An 18,268-nucleotide genomic window follows, 5' to 3' on the forward strand; every position below is an offset into this window, starting at 1 on the left:
TTCGCTCCGCTCGCAATGACGGATCAGGTCAATTCACGGCAGCGGATACGGCCCCTTGCCCCCATCCTTGATGAAGCGATCCACGCGCTGGTCGATCATCGGCAACGGCACCGATCCGAGGCTGAGCATCGCGTCATGGAAGGCGCGGATGTCGAACTTCTCGCCCAGCGCCTTCTGCGCCTTCGCCTTGGCGTCGAGGAACGCCAGCTCGCCCATATAATAGCTCAGCGCCTGCCCCGGCCACGCGATATAGCGATCGACCTCGGTGGTGATCTCATGGTTCGACAGGGCCGTGTTGTCACGCAAATAGGCCTGCGCCTGTTCGCGCGTCCAGCCCTTGGCATGAACGCCGGTATCGACCACCAGCCGCGCCGCACGCCACATCTGATACGACAGCATCCCGAACGTCTCATAGGGCGTCTCGTACATCCCCATGTCCTCGCCCAGCGCCTCGCAATACAGCGCCCAGCCTTCACCGAACGCCGAGATATATTCGTCGCGGCGATAGGCCGGCAGGTCGGTCAGCTCCATCGCAAACGGCATCTGGAAGGCGTGCCCCGGCGCGCTCTCGTGCAGCGTCAGCGCCGGCAGCGAGTAGAGCCCGCGCGACGGCAGGTCATAGGTGTTGACCAGATAGATGCCCGGCCCGCCGCGCCCGCTGGTGTAGAAGGGCGCGATGTCGGGGGCGACCGGCTTGATCGCGAAGCGCATCCTCGGCAGCCGCCCGAAATAGGTGCCGGCCTTGCCGTCGAAGGTTTTGGCGATCCACGCCGCGCGGTTGAGCAGGTCCTGCGGCGTCTTGGCGTAGAATTGCGGATCGGTGCGCAGATAGTCGAGGAACGCCGGCAGGTCCTTTTGCCATTTCACCTCACGCATCACGTCCTGCATCCGCGCGCGGATCTTGGCGACCTCCGCCAGCCCGATCGCGTGGATTTGATCGGGGGTCAGGTCGCGGGTGACGAACTCGCGAATCTTCGACTGATAATAGGCCCGCCCGTCCGGCAGGTCATAGGCCGCCAGCGACACGCGCGCGTTCGGAATATATTCGTCGCGCAGGAACGCCTGCAGCTTCTGGTGCGCGGGTACCAACGCTGTGGCGATAACGCGCTTCGCCTCAGCCCGCAGCGCCGCCTGCTTGTCGGCCGGAAGTGTCGCAGGCAGCGTCTTGAACGGCGCAAAGAACGGCGAGTCCTCGCCCGCCCCCGCCGCGACGATCTCGGCCACGCCCTTGTCGCGCCCGTCGAGCGTCACCTTCGGCGGGGTGAAGCCGCGCTTCAGCCCGGCGCGCATATTGGCGATCTGCTGGTCGTAATAGCGCGGCAGGCTGGCGAGCTGCGACAGATAGCGGCGCAGCGCCGGCTCGTCGCGGTACGTCTCGCGCGCCATCCCGCCGACGCTCATCCAGAAACTGGTATCGGCGTTCAGCGGCTTCTCGAACTCGCGATATTGCTGCTCCGCGAGCAAGGCGCTGATCTGCCCGCGATAGACGGTATAATCGTCGCGTGCCTGCGGAGACAGTTTCGCCGGATCGATCCGGTCGAGCGCCGCCATCGTTTCGGTCCAACGCTTCGTCATCGCCGCCTGCGCCGCCGGGCCGACATCGGGCAGCGCCGCATTCTGGCTGGCGGGCGCATCCTCGTCGGGGCCGTTCAACGTCCGCCGCCACGTATATTCGTCCTCGGACAGCTTGCGGAACGCCGCGTCGCTCGCGCGCGCTGCGCTCGTCTTCGCAGCGGGCGGGTTGGCGGCCTGCACCGCGGCGGGCGCGGCCAGCAACAGCGTCAGCGCAAGCGTGATCGTCATGCCTTCTCCTTCGTCACTTCATCGATATCGTCGAGCAGCTTGCGCGAAACGAGCACGCCCTCGCGCGCGCTGACCGGGCGCAGCGCGTGCCGCCGTGCGCCCGGTATCCGTGCCCCCTGCCCGTCGATCGCCGCGAACACCGTTTCGGCGCGCGCGAGATGTTCGGCCGCCGCCGCGCCGAGGAACCCGGCCGGATCGAGCGCGAGGATCAGTTCACCGCCGAGCGGCGAGCCCTTGCGCCCCGCATCCCAGGCGATCGATTCCGCGCTGGTCAGATCCCCGATCAACGGCCCGGCGAGCAATTCGACCATCAGCGCCAGCGCCGAGCCCTTGTGCCCGCCGAAGGTCCGCATCGCGCCCGCCAGCACCGCGGCGGCGTCGGTCGTGTCGCTGCCGTCGGGCGCATGGCCCCAGTCGGCCGGAACCGGCTTGCCCGCGCGGCGATGGAGTTCGATCTCGCCGCGCGCCACCGCGCTGGTCGCGAAGTCGAACACGAACGGCGCCTTGTCCTTGCGCGGCCATCCGAACGCGATCGGATTGGTCCCGAACACCGGCTGCGTGCCCCCGGCCGGCGCGACCCAGGCGTGGTTGGGCGTCACCGCCAGCGCGACCAGCCCGTCCTCGACCAGCGCCTCGACCTCGGGCCACAGCGCCGCGAAATGCACGACATTGTTGATGGCGAGCGCGGCAATGCCATTGGCGCGCGCCGCCGCCGCCAACGCCGCCCGTCCGGTCTCGAACGCGAGCTGCGCGAAGCCGCCCTTGCCGTCGACCCGCACCACGCCGCTCGCGCGCTGTTCCAGCACCGGCACCGCGTCGGGAACCACCACCCCCGGTTGCCACCGAATGCGCCGCGACCAGCAGCCGGTACAGCCCATGCGCCCCGCACCCGTCACGCTCGCCGGCGACGATCGTCTCGGCGACCGCCGCGACATGCGCCGGTGCCAGCCCGACGCGCGTCAGCGTGGCGCGCGCATAGTCGCGCACCTCGTCCAGCGTCATGCGGACCTGTGCGTCGCTCATGCGCGCGTCGCCGGCTTGGCCGTGAACAGCCGCACGCCGAACACCGGCCCGGCGCTGTTCTTGTCATGCGGCACGAAGCGGACCTTCACCTTCGTCTTCCCCTTGGTCAGCGCCTCCGGCACCGGGTAATCGACGTCGAAGAACGACCCCGGCTTGTCCGCATCGAGCGTCTGCGTGGCGATGCGCTGGTTGTCGACCAGAATGTCGAAGGTCCGCTTGCGCTCGTCGCCCCAATAGGTCGCCTGCAACACCAACGGCCCCGGTTTCACCGCCATCGCGAACTCGAAGAACCCGCCGGTGCGCGCGTCGCGCCCGTTACGCCCGCGATAGGCGAGCGGATAGGAAATCTCCGAGGTGAGATTGTGATCGCGCTCCGGCTGCATCTCGCCGAGATGCATCACGTCGACCGAGCGCGCCGCCAGGTCCTTCTGCCGCGCCTGCTCGGCAAGGAAGGCGGCCTCCTCCACCTTCCATTGCGCATCGGTGAAGCGCTTGAAATAGACCGCGCTGCGCCGGTCGTACTGGCGATAAAAGGGCACGAACGTCAGGTCGCCCGGCCGGATCAGTCCGGTGGTCGCATATTGCGCGCTATCCTCCGCGACCGGATGGAACGCGGCGAGCAGGTCCTGCCCGACCATCGCCGGCTCGGGATGATCCCACTCGCCATCGGCGCGCCCGAGATCGGCGGCGAGCACCAGCGGCCCGCGCAGCACCGCGATCGTCTGCTCGTCCCCCGGCGTCGGCTCCAGCCGCAGCGCGAGCGGCAGCCGGATCGTCACGCTGTCTCCTGCCTTCCAGCGCCGCGTGACGATCGCATAGCCGCCCGCCTGCGTCGCAGCGGCGGGCTTGCCGTTGACCGACACCTCATGCCCCTTCGCCCAGCCCGGCACACGCAACGCAACCGGGAAGCGCCCGGGCTTGCCCAGCTTCGTGAAGGTCAGCGTCGCCGCGCCGTCGAATGGATAGATGGTGTCGAGCCCCAGCGTCGCGTTGCGCTCCTTCCACGTCGCGTCGGCGGGGATGTAGAGGTTGACGATCAACGTGTCGTCACCGGTCCAGAAGATGCTCTCGCCGTGCTTGGAATGGCTCTCCATCCCGGTGCCGACGCAGCACCAGAATTCCTCGCCCTCGCGCTCCGAATAGGCACGCTTCGCCCCCGACATCAGCGGCATCATGTACGTGAAGCCGCCGTTCACCGGCTCCTGGTGCGCCATGATGTGGTTGAGGTGCGCGCGCTCGTAGAAATCGAACAGCGCACCATCCGGCTGCCACGCGAACAGGTGCCGCGTCAGCTTGAGCATGTTGTAGGTGTTGCAGCTTTCGCAGGTCTGGTCGGTGATATGCTGCGCGATCGTGTCGGCGCCGCTGAAATATTCGCGGTCGGCATTGCCGCCGATGACGTAGCTGTGGTGCCGCGTCACCTGCTCCCAGAAGAAGCGCGCGGCGGTCGCCTGCTCGGGCTTGCCGGTGATCTCATGCAGCCGCGCCAGCCCGATCAGCTTGGGCACCTGCGTATTGGCGTGGAAATTGGCGAGCTGGTCGCGCTTCTGCGTCAACGGATCGAGGTTGCGCTTGTCGTAGATGCGCTCGGCGAGCCGCAGCCAGCGCGCATCGCCGGTGCGCGCGTGCAGCTCGGCGAAGCTCTCGTTGAGCCCGCCATATTCGCAGGCCAGCATCACCTGCAACTGCTCGTCGTTCAGGCTGGCGAACACGCGCTCGATATAGCCGCCCAGCGCGACCGCGATCGCCACCGCCTGTTCGTTCGGACCGATATGATCGACCACGTCGAACAGCCCGGTATAGAGCTTGTGCCAATTGTAATAGGGCACCCAGCAGCCGTTGAGATCGAACCCGGCCGAGCGGATCTCGCCGCGCATGATCTCGGGGAAGATCTCCTTGCCGTTGACGACCGTGCCGTCCTTGCGCTTGCGCGAGAAGCCCGCGACATAGCCGTCGCCGTGCGCCGCCTGACAGCGCGCCAATTCGCCAACGATGTACTGCGCGCGCTCGACACAGTCGGTGCACCCGGTCTGCGCATGCATCAACGCCAGTGCGGACAGATAATGGCCGAGCGTATGCCCCGCGATCGTGTCGCTCTCCCACCCGCCATAGACGGGAGCCTTCGGCGCAAGCCCCGCGAACTGATAGTAATTGTGCAACAGCCGATCGGGTGATAGCCGTAGCAGATAGTCGCGATTCACCTCGACCGCGCGCGCATAGTCCGACGGTCGCAGGCGCACCGCCGACAGCGGAAAGGCCTTTGCCGCTGCGGGCAACCCCGCCCCCGCCTGCGCCGCCGCAGGAACGGCGAGCATCGGCAGCGTCGCAGATGACATCAGGAACGCGCGACGACCAACAAGCATTTCCATCTCCCCGGAATATGGTATACGATACGGTACGTTGGTGCGAAGTCAATCGAACCGCGAAGAAAAAGGGGTGAGCGATGCGACGGTTGGCTTTCTATCTCGCGGGTGCCGCGCTGGCGAGCGGCGCGCTGCTCCATGCAGCACCGGCGAGGAAAAATCGTGACATTAGCGGCGCACTGACGCTTACGCTCGATCCCGCGAGCCAGACGCTGCGCACGCTGTCACCGCGTGCCGAGCCGGGCTTCGATTTCGTGCCGAGCGGGCGCGCTGCCAGCCGCAGCGGTGACGGCTTCAACCAGATCGGTGATCTCCACCTGCGCGTGCGCGGCACCGACGGCACGTGGCGCGACTTCTCCTCGGCGCAGCATCGTGTGCCGGTCCGCGCGCTAGCCGCGACCGGCAACGTCATTGCGCGCGCCGACATCACCGCGACGATGGGCAACGGCTTCCCGCTCACGGTCGAACGGACGTGGCTGCGCGACAAGGGCGCGCCGGTGCTGCGCTTCACGCTCATGAACCGCGGCAGCACGCCGGTCGAGGTCGGCGCGCTCGGGATGCCGATGGTGTTCGACAACATCATCACCGACCGCTCGCTCGAAAAGGCGCATGCGCAGGCGAGCTTCGTCGATCCCTATATCGGCAGCGACGCCGGCTATCTTCAGGTGACGCGCCTCAACGGCAAGGGACCGGCGCTGCTCGTCCTGCCCGACGGCCGCACCCCGCTCGAACAATATCGCATCCTCGACGACGCGCGCCGCAAGACCGCTACGCCGATCTTCACCGACCGCACCCCCCGCCAGCAGACGTTCGAGGGCTTCTACGACTGGATGGTCGCGAGCAGCGCGATGGCCGACAAGGGGCAGCCGTGGAACCCCGCCACCGGCTTCACGCTTGCGCCGGGCGAACAGCGCACCTTCGGCGTGCGGCTGGTCGCCGCGCCCTCGATCCGCGCGATCGAGGCGACCTTGCAGGCCGAGCGCCGCCCGGTCGCGGTCGGCATTCCCGGCTATGTCGTCCCCAACGACAGCCCCGCCGACCTGTTCGTCCGCGCGGCGCAGGCCGTCCGCGACGTCACGGTCACCCCCGCCGACGCGCTGACGCTGACGAAGGTGCCGGGGCCGCAGGGCTGGAATCGCTGGCGCGTCACCGGCACCGGCTGGGGCCGCGCGCGCGTCGCGATCACCTATGCCGACGGCAGCGTGCAGAGCGTTCATTATTACGTCACCAAGCCGCTGGCGCAGGTCGCCGCCGATCTCGGCCGCTTCAGCACCACGAAGCAGTGGTTTGACGACGCCAGCGACCCGTTCAAGCGCGCACCCTCGATCCTCACCTACGACCGCGAGGCGAACAAGATCGTCACGCAGGACCAGCGCGTGTGGATCGCGGGGATGAGCGACGAGGGCGGCGGCGGCGCATGGGTCGCGGCGACGATCAAGCAACTCGACAATCCCGATGCCGATGAGGTCGCCAAGCTGGAGCGGATGGTTGACGAGACCGTGCTGCCCAAGCTGCAGTCCCCGAACGGCGGCGTGAAGAAGAGCCTGTTCTACTACGACCCCAAAACGTTCGGCTCCTACTATGACAAGGGCATCGACTGGTCGACCTGGGCGTCGTGGGACAGGAAGCAGGCCGACGATCTCGGCCGCTCGTACAATTACCCGCACGTCGCGATCGGCCACTGGGTGCTGTACCGGCTCGCACGGCATCATACCGGTCTGGTCACGCGGCACGACTGGCGCTTCTATCTCGACCATGCGTACCGCACGACCGTCGCGATGATGCGCGACGCGCCGCATTACGCGCAATTCGGTCAGATGGAGGGCGAGATTTTCCTCGAGATCCTCGCCGACCTGAAGCGCGAGGGGCTGACCGCGCAGGCGAATGAGGTCGAGGGGCTGATGAAGGCGCGCGCCGATCACTGGCGCACGCTCGCCTTTCCGTTCGGCAGCGAGATGGCGTGGGATTCGACCGGCCAGCCCGAGGTCTATGCGTGGATGCGCTACTTCAACCATCCGAAGGAAGCGGCGGTCACGCGCGAGGTGATCCTCGGCTACGATCCGACGATCCCGCACTGGGGCTATAACGGCAATGCGCGCCGCTATTGGGACTTCCTGTACGGCGGCAAGGTGAAGCGGATCGAGCGGCAGATCCACCATTACGGCTCGGCACTCAACGCGGTGCCGCTGTTCGACGCCTACCGCCGCGATCCCGCCGACCTCCACCTGCTGCGCGTCGCGTACGGCGGGTTCATGGGCGGGATCACGAACGTCGACCGCGAGGGCTTCGCCTCGGCGGCTTTCCATTCCGAACCGGACATGATGCGCTGGGACGCATATACCGGCGACTATGGCATGGGCTATTTCGGCCACGCCTATGCCGCCGCGACCTATCTGGTGAAGGACGCCACCTTCGGCTGGCTCGGCTTCGGCGGCACGGTGCGCGAGGACGGTGCGGGGGTCGACATCGTCCCCCACGACGGCGCGCGCACGCGGTTGTTCGTCGCACCGGCCGGACAGTGGATCACGCTCGCGGCGGGTACGATCGCGAAGGCGCGCTGGGTGCCGGCGACGCGCCGCATCGAACTGACGCTCGACCCGGCGACGAAGACGACGCCGGTTGCGCAGCTCTCGGTCGAGGCACCGGCAGGCGGCGCGGCCTACGCAATCGACAAGGGCAAAGCGGACGGCGGTTTCACGACGATCGCGCTATCGCCGACTGCAACAACCGTGACCCTGACGCCCCACTAACCACCCGTCGCCCCGGACTTGATCCGGGGCCCCGCTTCTTCTTCTCGACCGACCGAAGAAAGCGGGATTCCGGATCAATTCCGCGATGACGATGATAGAAGGCGCGCCGCCAACAGCCGGCCGTCATTGCGAGCGTAGCGAAGCAATCCAGGGCGTCCTGATACAACCCTGAATTGCTTCGCTACGCTCGCAATGACGGAAGACTACCGCGCCCCACCCAGCGCGCGCAGGAAGAAGTCATACTCCCGCCGCTGCCCATACGCGACCGGCCCCGTCGACCGCCCCACGGCATGTTCGCCGTTCGGCACCACCAGCAGCTCGAAGTCCTTGTCGGCGCGCACCAGCGCATCGACCACCTGCATCGTCGAGGCCGGATCGACGTTCGAATCCTGCTCGCCGACCACCAGCAGCAATTTGCCCTGCAACTTGCCGGCATGGACCACCCCCGACGCTGCCAGATAGCTCGCGTCGACCGGCCAGCCGAGCCATTGTTCGTTCCAGTCGATCTTGTCCATGCGGTTGTCGAAACATCCCGCAAACGCCACCCCGGCCTTGTAGAATTCCGGGTGGAACAGCAAAGCGTTGAGCGTGCTCTGCCCACCCGCCGATCCGCCATAGATGCCGACCCGCGACAGATCGACCGACGCATCCTTCGCCGCCAGGGCCTTCATCCACGCGATGCGATCGGGAAAGCCGCTGTCGGCGAGATTCTTCCACGCGACGTCATGGAACGCCTTTGACCGGTTCGCCGTCCCCATCCCGTCGATCATCACGACGATGAAGCCGAGATCGGCGATCTGCTGCATCCCCATCGCCTTGTCGCCGCCCGAGAAGGCGCCGAACGGCCAATAGCCCTTGGGCACGAAGCTGTCGTGCGGCCCGGCGTAGATGTTCTCGATCACCGCGTACCGCTTGGCCGGATCGTAATCGCGCGGGCGTACCACCAGCCCGTAAATGTCGGTCGTGCCGTCGCGCCCCTTCGCCACGAACGGCTCGGGCGGGCGATAGCCGGCGGCGGTCAGCGCGCGCACGTCGCCACGCTCCAGCGTCGCCAGCACCGCGCCGTTCATCGCATCGCGCACGTCCGCGATGTCGGGCACGTCGGTGCGCGAATGGACGTCGACGAAGGTCCGCCCGTCCGGCGCAAAGCTCGCGTCGTGCGTCTCGTCGCCATCGGTCAGCCGCGTCAGGTTGCGGCCATCGAAGTCAACGCGGAACCAGTGTTTGTGATACGGGTCTTCGCGGGGCGTCACCCCGCTCGCCGAAAACCAGATCCGTCGCTGCTCGTCATCGACGCGCGCGATGTCGCGCACCACCCATTTACCGCGCGTGATCTGGCGCTTCACCCGCCCGGTCGCGGCGTCGATCAGGTACAGGTGCCGCCACCCGTCGCGCTCCGACGCCCAGATCAGCTCGCGTCCTTCGTCCCCGACGTCGTGCGCGAAGCGCCGCTCGTTGAAGATGAAGGTCTTCGCGTCCTCGCGCACCGCCGCGTGCGCCACGCCCGTCGCGGCATCGACCGCGATCACCCCGGCGTGCTGAAATCCGCGCTGCATATAATCGAACGCAAAGCTGCGCCCGTCCTTGCGCCAGCTGATCGCGCCGAGCTGCCACGGGTTTGGAAACAGCGCATCCGCCACCTCGATCCGCCGCCCGGTCGCCGCCTCGAAGATCACCGGCCGTTCCTGATCGATTGCGTCGCCGGGCTTGGGGTAGAGCTGCTCGGCGAGCACCGGCTGCACCTGCCCCTTCGGCGAGGACACGACGCGCGTCACGATCCGACGGAAGCCGGGCCGCACGCGATACAGCGCCACCCACTTCCCGTCCGGCGACCAGCTGATCGTCTCGGGATCGTAGAAGTCGCCGGGGCTGCCGTCCCGGCTACGCCACGCCTCCGCACCGCCGCCGGCAGCACGCAGCACGAGATTGTCGTCGATCACCAGCGCCTCGCGCGCGCCATCGGGCGAGCGATGCGGGACGTTGCGCGCGGGCACCTTCAGGTCACGCACCACCCCGAACCCCCGCGGTCGCGGACCCTCGCCGCCGGCTGGCGCGCAAACATAATCGGTCAGCGTGCACCGCCACGGCGCATAGTCGATCGCGAAGTCGATCGCGCGCCGCTCGCCCGCGAACGCGAAATGCTCGAACGGCAGCCGCTTCGGATCGACCGTCTGCCCCAGCGCCTTGCCAAGACCCTTCGCCACCGCCGCCGCATCGAACGCGGTCGTCTTGGCGCGTGTGGCGGCATCGACATCGACGAACGCGAATCCGCCCTCGACGGTCTTGCGATAATGGAAGTGCCGCCCGTCCCCGTCCCATTCCGCCGGGAAGGCGATGTCGCGCGTCAGCCACTGCCACTGGTCGCGCAACGCGATCGAGCGGGCGACGCGCGGATCGGTCTGCGCCAGCGCCGGGGTGGCGAGCAGCGCGAGCGTCAGCAGCGCGCGCCTCACTGCGCCGCTCCCAGCGTATAGGTCCATTCGATCGGCTGGAGCGGCACGCGATATTTCATGTGCGGCCGTCCATCGAGGCTCCAGCCGGTATCGCCGCCCACCCCACTCTGCGCCGCGTCGATCAGCAACGTACCGTCGCCATGCGGACGAATGTCGCTGCTATGCGCCTTGGCCGGCGGCTTCTCCATCAGATCGGCATAGGGGAACGGCAGCGCGTTGATCGCCAGCGGCCGGTCGCCGCTCACCCGCACGCCCGCGCCGGTCGCCCCGGTCGCGTCGAGCCAGCGCACGTCCTGCTTGAAGCCCGATTCCTGCGGGCGCGCATAATCGTGATATTGCTCGGCCAACGCGCCGCGCCACTCGCCGATCAGCGCCGCGGTCTTGCGGTCGGCATAATTCTCCCACGGCCCGCGCCCGTACCAGTGCAGCCGGTCGAGCGTCGGCGTCATGTGGAACTGCACCCCAACGCGCGGCGGATCGGGCAGATCGTCGCGGATCGGCACGAAGCGCACCGCGGCGCGCGCCTGCCCCTTCGTGTCCATCGTCCAGCGCGTCGTGACCTTCACCGAACCCACGCCCATGTCGTGCGTCACGACGATCGCGTCGCCGTCGACCGCCAGTGCGTCGAGCCGCCGGTTATTGCTGAACTGCTCCCACATTTTGTGGGTCTTGGTCACGCCCGTCCCGACATCGTTATCGGTCGGTGCGCGCCAGAAATCGGGCGCGCCGCCGGTCAGCAACGTCGCCCCGCCGCGCGCGTAGCGCTTCACCAGCCCGGTCGCCTTGTCGATCTCGAGCACCGCATCGCCCGCCGTCAGCCGCCACGCATCGCCGCCGTCGACCGGCGCGACGCTGCCGACCGGCGCGGCGAGCGCGCGCGGCGGCGACAGCGCGAATTGCTCATAGCCGACGACATGCCCTGCCTCGACCAGTGGGATCGCCCCCTTGGTCGCCCGCGCGCGCAGCACCAGCATCCGCTCCGCCCCGGTATCGCGCGTCGCCGGCAGCGCCAGCGACAGCGGCGCGCGCGCGCTCGGCGCAACCGCCGGCATCGCAACCGATCCGCGCGCCACCTCGCGCCCGTCCTCCAGCACCGCATAGTCAAGCGTGAAGCGCGACAGATCGATATGATCGTGCCGGTTCACCACCACATAGCCCGCACCGTCACGCTCGAACTGGATCGGCGCATAGACCTTCGCCAGCTCATAATATTCGGGGTCGGGGGTCCGGTCGGACTGGATCACGCCATCGCCGACCGGGCTCTCATCGCCATCCGGCACGAAGTCGCGCCCCTGCGCCCAATAATCGCGCCCCTGCGCATCCTTCTTGATGATCGTCTGATCCACCCAGTCCCACACGAACCCGCCCTGCAGCTTCTTGTGCGCGTGGATGACCTCCCAATAATCCTGGAAATTGCCGAGGCTGTTGCCCATCGCATGCGCATATTCGCACAGGATCAGCGGCTGGGTGAACTCGGGCCGCTCGGCATAATCGACCAGTTTCTCGACATCGTCGTACATCGGCGCGAAGATGTCGACATAGGCATTGGTCGGGTGCCGCCACCCGCTCATGCTATAGCCGAGGAAATTGACCAGCCGCGTATTGTCGCGCGCCTTGACCCATTTGGCGGCGGCCTCGAAGCTGCTGCCGACGCCGGTCTCGTTGCCCAACGACCAGAAGATGATCGACGGATGGTTCTTGTCGCGCTCGACCATCCGCTCGACGCGGTCGAGATGCGCTGCCTTCCACTCCGGCTTGTAGCCGAGCAAGGTATGCTCCGGATCGCCGTTCTGCTGCGCCTCCGCCAGATAGCCGTGGCTCTCGATATTGGCCTCGTCCATCACATACAGGCCCATCTCGTCCGCGAGGTCATAGATGCGCGGATCGTTGGGATAGTGCGACAGCCGCAGCGCGTTGATGTTCGCAGCCTTCATCAGCTCCAGGTCGCGGCGCAGCGTCGCGTCCGAGACGACGTGGAAGGTATGCGGGTCATGCTCGTGGCGATTGACGCCACGGATCGTGATGCGGCGTCCGTTGACGCGCACCTCGCCATCCTCGATCGCGACGGTGCGGAAGCCGATCTTGCGCGCGGTCGCCTCGACCACCTTGCCCTTCGCGTCGAGCAACTCGACCAGCAGCGTATAGAGTTCGGGCGTCTCCGCGCTCCACGCCCGCACCGCCGGGATGTTGCCGTCGAGCCGCACATTGCGCTCGGCATCGGGCGCGCCCTCGCGCGTCAGCAGCACGCGTCCGCGATCCAGCACAGTTGCGCGCACCCGCACCGGTGCCGCGCCGCCGCCGACCGCGACGTTGAGCGCCAGCGTGCCGTCGCGATATTGGTTGGTCAGCCCCGCGCGCACATCCACGTCGCGCAGGTGCGTCGCGGGCGCGGCATAGAGCGTCACGCTGCGCTCGATGCCGTTGACCCGCCAGAAATCCTGATCTTCCAGATAGCTGCCATCGGCATAGCGATACAGTTCGATTGCGACGGTGTTGCGCCCCGGATGCATCGCCTTCGTCACGTCGAACTCGGCGGGCAGCTTGGAGTCCTCCGAATAGCCGACCCGCTCGCCGTTCACGAACAGATAGTAGGCCGCGCCCGCCGCGCCGACCGTCAGCAACAGCCGCCGTCCCGCGAACTGCGCCGGCACCACCACCTCGCGGCGGTACGAGCCGACCTCGTTCATCTTGTGGTCGATCCACGGCTGGTTGCGCGGGAACGGATAGCCCGCGCCGACGAACACCGGCGTCCCCTGCCCCTCGGCCTGCAGGATGCCGGGCACCGCCACCTTGCCCCATTTGCTGACGTCATAATCGGGTTTCTCGAACCCGACCGGCCGCTCCTCCGGAGTCGGCGAGTGGTGGAACGACCATTGCCCGTCGAGCGACAGATGATAGCGCGAGCGCGCCGGATCGTCGCGCAACGCCGCCGCGCGGCTCTCGAACCCGGCGAAGGTCGCGTGCATCGGCTCGGCCCCGATGCGGATCACCTCGGGCCGCTCCCATTCGGCGGGTGTCGCGGTCTGGGCGGTCGCCTGCGCGATCGCCAGCGTTGATACCAGCACGGCAAGTGCGACCCGACCCGTCATCGTCATTCCTCCCACGACGACGGCCGACGCACGCGCGCCGGCCGTCCCCTTCATTTCACCGTCCTCAGAATTCGGCCGACAGGCCGACGAAGAAGGTGCGCCCGGCGACGTCGTACACGCCGGGATAGGTGTTGCCATTACCGAACGACGCCAAAACGCCCTGGGCGATCGCAGGTGGGTCACGATCCAGCAGGTTGTTCACGCCGATGCGGAACGTCAGCTCCTTCGTCACGGTCGCCGTGGCGGCCAGATCGAAGTAATTGGCGACCGGCAGGCGCGAGTTGATGACGTAGGTGGCGCTGCCCGGGAACTGCGCCTTGTCGTTGAACGACACCTTGGTCGGGCCGATGTACCGCCAGTTGAGCGAGATCGACCCCTTGTCGTCCGGCGAGGTCCAGGTGAAGCGCGCCTGGTGACGCCATTCGGGGTTCGGCTGGCCGCAGGTGCCACCGAACAGCCCCTTGCAGTCATAGGACGAGAGACCCGGCAGCGGTTCGGTGGTCAGGTCACGCAGCCACGTGCCGACGAAGCTCGTGCTCAGCGCGCCGATCCCGGTGCGGAACGTGTAGTCGGCGGTGAAATCGATGCCGCTGGTCGCCAGCGAGCCGGTGTTCTGCGTCGTCGACAGAACGTAACCCGCCGTGTTGGCGTCTCCCGAGAACAACACGCCGTTGCGCGGATTGCGATTGAACAGCGAGCAGAAGAACGGATTGCCGGTTCCGATGCACTGGTCGATCGTCAACTGCATCGGGATGGAGTTGATGTAGTTCTTCACCTTGATGTTGTAGTAATCGACCGACAGCGTCAGCCCCCTCACGAAGGTCGGGGTCAGCACCACGCCAGCAGTATAGGTATCCGCCACCTCGGGCTTCAGCGCCGGATTGCCGCCGAAGAAGCCGGTGCACTGCTCGCTCGGACATTCCGGAATGCGGCCGTACTGCGCCGCCGTCACGCCAGTGAGGGCGCATTGCGCGGCAGTGGCAGTCGGTGCCTTGCCGGCGCACGGGTCCTGCGTTCCGACATTACCCGGGTATTGCGGCGAGTACAGCTCGGTGATGTTCGGCGCGCGGATCGCCCGATTATACCCGCCACGCAGGCGTAGATCACGTGTCGGCGCCCATGCCAATTCGCCCTTGTAGGTCGAAATACCCTTACCGTTGGTGCTGTACTTGGAGAAACGATAGCCGCCGGTCAGTGACAGCTCCTCGAAGAACGGACGGTTCTCGACCAACGGCACGCGAACTTCGGTGAAGCCTTCGGTCACGTTGAAGGCGCCAGCATTCTCCTTGGTGCCCTTGGCGAGCGCCAGCGCATCGGCCTTGAACTCAAGGCTTTCACGGCGATGCTCGACGCCGACCACCACGCCGATGCCGGTGTCCGCCCAAGGCAGCTTCGCGCCATATTCGCCGCCGTCAAACGTCACCGTGCCGGACAGCACCGTCTCCTTGTCCAGCCCTTCGGTGCTGGTCGGGGCGTAGATATAGCCAAGCGCCTCGGCGGTTGGCCCGCCATATTGAAAGACGTTGAGCGGAACGCAGCTCGGGTCCGACTTGTCGATGACCGACTGACAGGTCGGCACGCCGTTGACCAGGCTGACCTTCAGGGCGCGATTGGCGCGCGCCGGGTCGATGTCGTTCTGATAGGTTTCGTTATAGATCACGGTCGAGAACAAGGCGTTCGCGTCGTAGCGGATACCCTTGGCGATCTCGCCGCGGACACCGCCGGTCACGCGATAATCGGTGTGACGCAGGTCGTCGCGCCGCGGCTGCGCGGGCGCGGCCACCGGGCGGTAACCGATATAGGTGTCCTGATTGACGCTCTTTCCGGCATTGTCGCCGCAGAGCAATCCGGCCTGCTGCGCGCTCATCAGCGGATTGTCGCAATTCACCGAATAGCCATAGCCGTAGAACAGCGCCGATGGCGCGACCTGCGAATTGGTGCGGTCGTCCATGAACATGAAGCTGCCGTACACCTCGACGGCGGGGGTCACCTCATATTTCGCGAAAGCACCGGCGGTGATCCGCGTGTCGTTGCGCTGGAAGTAGTTCAGCGGCGAATAATTGTAGCGGAAGCTGTTGTCATACGGCACCCACGTCTTCTGGCCATCCTTGGTGTTGTTGAAGTCGCCGGCACCGTCGCGCTGTGGTGTGAAACGGCCGAATTCGTTGTTCGACGAGCCACCGCAAATCAACGCGGTCCGATCGCCGTTCGGATCGAGCGCGCAAGCGGAAACGTCGCGATTGTACTGGAGGATCGGCTTCACATCGCGATAGCCGAAGTAAGCGGTCACATTGCCGCGGTTGTCCGCGAAATTCGCGCCCATCGCGATGTTCGCGTCGAAGCGCTGCCCATCGACCGGCGTGTCGGGTGCGCGGTTGAAGCCGGCGCCGGCCACCCGGTCGCGATTGGTGGTGTTGTCGTTGTGATGGGCGGAGAAACCGTATTGCACGTTGCCCAGCACGCCGTTCAGATCGTCGCGCAGCACGAAGTTGATGACGCCCGATACCGCGTCCGAGCCGTATACCGCCGAAGCGCCGCCGGTCACCACGTCGATCCGCTTGACCATGAACGACGGGATGAAGTTCAGGTCGGTCGCCTGGATCGGCAACAGGCGCTGCCCGTTGACCAGCGTCAGGTTACGATTGGCGCCGAGGTTGCGCAGGTTGACCTTGGCGGTGCCGTCCGAGCCGTTCGAGACGTTCTCATTCGCGTCCGGCGTTATCTGCGGCAGACGGTTCAGCACGCTCTCGATGTTGGTGGCGCCCTGGAGGCGGATTTCGCCCGCGTCGACCGTGGTGATCGGGCTGTTGCTCATCACGCCCGGCTGCGCGAGCCGCGTGCCAGTCACGACGACGCCCTCGCCTTCGACCTCGGATTCAGCAGCCGCGGCCGTCTGGTCGCCGGTCGTCATCTGCGCCACTGCCGGCACCGCCCCGCCGAGCACCAGCGCGCCGATCGCGGCCGATGCCATCCACCTTTTTGCTCCCAACATGTCTACCCCCATCTATTTGTTTGATTGACAAGGGAGTTCTACACGAATGTTAGGACATAACAAATATGTTATACGATAACGGAGGTGAAAAATTGCCGATTGCGGCGGGATGGAGACACAAACGTGCCCGTTCCGCGTGCAGCACGACGTTTTGCTAGCCAGCCTGCCTAACGATCAGGCATCACCCGTCGACATTACCCGCGCCGTGAAACTCGCGGCGGAGGTCGAGCACCGTCTGCTCGATATGCGCGAACATCCGCGTACGCACCGCGTCGATGTCGCGCGCCAGCCAGCTTTCCAGCAGGTGCGCATGTTCGTCGTTGGCGCGCTGGTCACGCCCCAGCGGCTCCAGATGCTTGCGAACATACCGTTCGCCCAGCACGTGCAGCCGCTCCAGCATGGTCGTAGTGATCGGCTGCCGAGACGGGCGCAGCAGTGCCAGGTGGAACGCGCGGTTGAACGCACCCACGCCGTCGCCATGCGCGTTGGTGGCTTCGTCGAGCTGCGCCAGCGTCTGCATCGCGACCCCCGCGCTCCTGATCGGTGGCGCGCGCGGCGGCCTGCGCCGCGACTTCGGGCTCCAGCTTCAGGCGCAACGCATAGACCTCTTCGGCCTCCGCGATCGTCAGCTCGCGGACGAAATAGCCGCGGTTGGCGCGCGACCGCACCAGCCCTTCCTGTTCCAGCCGCGTCAGCGCCTCGCGCAGCGGGATCTTGCTGACCCCCAGTTCGGCGGCAAGCGCATCCTGCCGGATCGCCCGATCGACATCGACCTGCCCCGCCAGGATGCGATCGCGGACGAGGTCGACGAGCTGCTCGGAAAGATTGCGGACGATGATACCGGTCATAGATTGCCCCAACCGGCAGAGATATACCGGTAAATCACTTAACCCGCGGACGACGCCCGGCGCAATGCCCCACGCGGTCGTGCTCTTATTAATAGTACAATAAAGTCAGTGTGAGAGCGTCGTCTCTAAGCTGACAGTCAGCCGCGCTCCACATCTTCCCGCCACGCCGGACTCGTTCCGGCATCCACCCTTTCACCAACAGCGTAGGCGCTTGCTATCGCGGAACACCTGCCCCGCGGATCCCCGTTCGTGATGGTGGCGGCGAATGCTTTGAGCGGGACGCATCAGGCTCCCAATCTGATGACATGCGTTTGGACCGATCGGCGGCCAACACGCTCCCCCACGACGACCGGTGCCGCAAGATGGATCAGGTCGTCGGCATCCGTCCCCATACGGCTCATGCCAGCCCAACCGCCTTTCGCCCCTGCGACCCGACGACAGCCCCCGAACGAGGGCGGCCATGTCGACACGATAGCCGGCGCGGATTACCCGAACCGCGACAGATCGAACGGGGAAAGATCGTAAGCCGGCACCTCGCCCAGTAGCGACGCCGCCAGCGCCTCGCCCGTGGTCGCCGACAGCGTCAGCCCCAGATGCTGGTGGCCGAACGCATAGGCGATCGCGCCCTTGCGCCCGATCGCGGGCAGATAGTCGGGCAACGTCGGCCGGGCGCCCATCCACGGTTCGATCGGATCGCGCAGCGGCAGCCCCAGCGCCGCCACATGCGCGCGCAGCCGCGCCCATTTGCGCGGATCGGCGGGGGTTTCGACCCGCCGCGAACTCGACGATGCTCGCCGCGCGCAGCCGTCCGGCGAAGCGGGTGACGATCATCGAGCGGTCCTCGAACACCACCGGCGGCTGATCGGCGGGCCAGTCGCCGGGCTCCCCCTCGATATGATAGCCGCGCTCGGCGATCAGCGGGGCACGCAGTCCCTGCGACTCAACCA

Annotated in this window: 8 protein-coding genes and 1 pseudogene; 1 reads left to right on the plus strand and 8 read right to left on the minus strand. The window is 66.7% G+C overall.

The genetic code is table 11. From position 1 onward, the window contains the following. Positions 1 to 33: 33 nt before the first annotated feature. The 3 genes from PGN16_RS08350 to PGN16_RS08360 form a co-directional block, all read right to left on the minus strand. Positions 34 to 1,803: a DUF885 domain-containing protein gene (locus PGN16_RS08350; protein ID WP_335308950.1), complete on the minus strand. Its 1,770-nt coding sequence runs from the start codon at positions 1,801 to 1,803 to the stop codon at positions 34 to 36. Continuing rightward, positions 1,800 to 2,681, minus strand: coding sequence for an Ldh family oxidoreductase (locus PGN16_RS08355; protein ID WP_335308951.1), 882 nt, complete (start codon positions 2,679 to 2,681; stop codon positions 1,800 to 1,802). Before PGN16_RS08355 ends, PGN16_RS08350 begins: the two co-directional genes overlap by 4 nt. A 141-nt stretch (positions 2,682 to 2,822) precedes the next feature. Further along, positions 2,823 to 5,162 (minus strand): beta-L-arabinofuranosidase domain-containing protein, encoded by a 2,340-nt coding sequence (locus PGN16_RS08360; RefSeq protein WP_335308952.1) that lies wholly within the window; start codon positions 5,160 to 5,162, stop codon positions 2,823 to 2,825. 107 nt (positions 5,163 to 5,269) lie between these two features. Here PGN16_RS08360 and PGN16_RS08365 point away from each other — a divergent pair, with 107 nt between their 5' ends. Beyond that, entirely contained in the window at positions 5,270 to 7,939 is a 2,670-nt protein-coding gene (locus PGN16_RS08365) for a DUF5695 domain-containing protein (RefSeq protein ID WP_335308953.1), read from the plus strand. A gap of 203 nt (positions 7,940 to 8,142) precedes the next feature. Here PGN16_RS08365 and PGN16_RS08370 read toward each other — a convergent pair whose 3' ends face one another. From PGN16_RS08370 to PGN16_RS20225, 5 genes and pseudogenes are all read right to left on the minus strand, one after another. Beyond that, positions 8,143 to 10,392, minus strand: a complete 2,250-nt coding sequence (locus PGN16_RS08370) for a S9 family peptidase (protein WP_335308954.1) — start codon at positions 10,390 to 10,392, stop codon at positions 8,143 to 8,145. Further along, positions 10,389 to 13,481: a glycoside hydrolase family 2 TIM barrel-domain containing protein gene (locus PGN16_RS08375; protein WP_335308955.1), complete on the minus strand. Its 3,093-nt coding sequence runs from the start codon at positions 13,479 to 13,481 to the stop codon at positions 10,389 to 10,391. The genes PGN16_RS08370 and PGN16_RS08375 overlap by 4 nt, the downstream gene beginning before the upstream one ends. A gap of 64 nt (positions 13,482 to 13,545) precedes the next feature. After that, a complete protein-coding gene (locus PGN16_RS08380) occupies positions 13,546 to 16,452 on the minus strand; it encodes a TonB-dependent receptor domain-containing protein (RefSeq protein WP_335308956.1) in 2,907 nt (968 codons plus the stop codon). A gap of 202 nt (positions 16,453 to 16,654) precedes the next feature. After that, positions 16,655 to 17,321 (minus strand): annotated as a pseudogene (locus PGN16_RS20220) (GntR family transcriptional regulator). 485 nt (positions 17,322 to 17,806) lie between these two features. Then, entirely contained in the window at positions 17,807 to 18,043 is a 237-nt protein-coding gene (locus PGN16_RS20225; protein ID WP_443019605.1) for an FAD-dependent oxidoreductase, read from the minus strand. Positions 18,044 to 18,268: the final 225 nt, after the last annotated feature.

It is taken from the genome of Sphingomonas phyllosphaerae (assembly GCF_036946485.1).
GTDB lineage: Bacteria > Pseudomonadota > Alphaproteobacteria > Sphingomonadales > Sphingomonadaceae > Sphingomonas > Sphingomonas phyllosphaerae_E.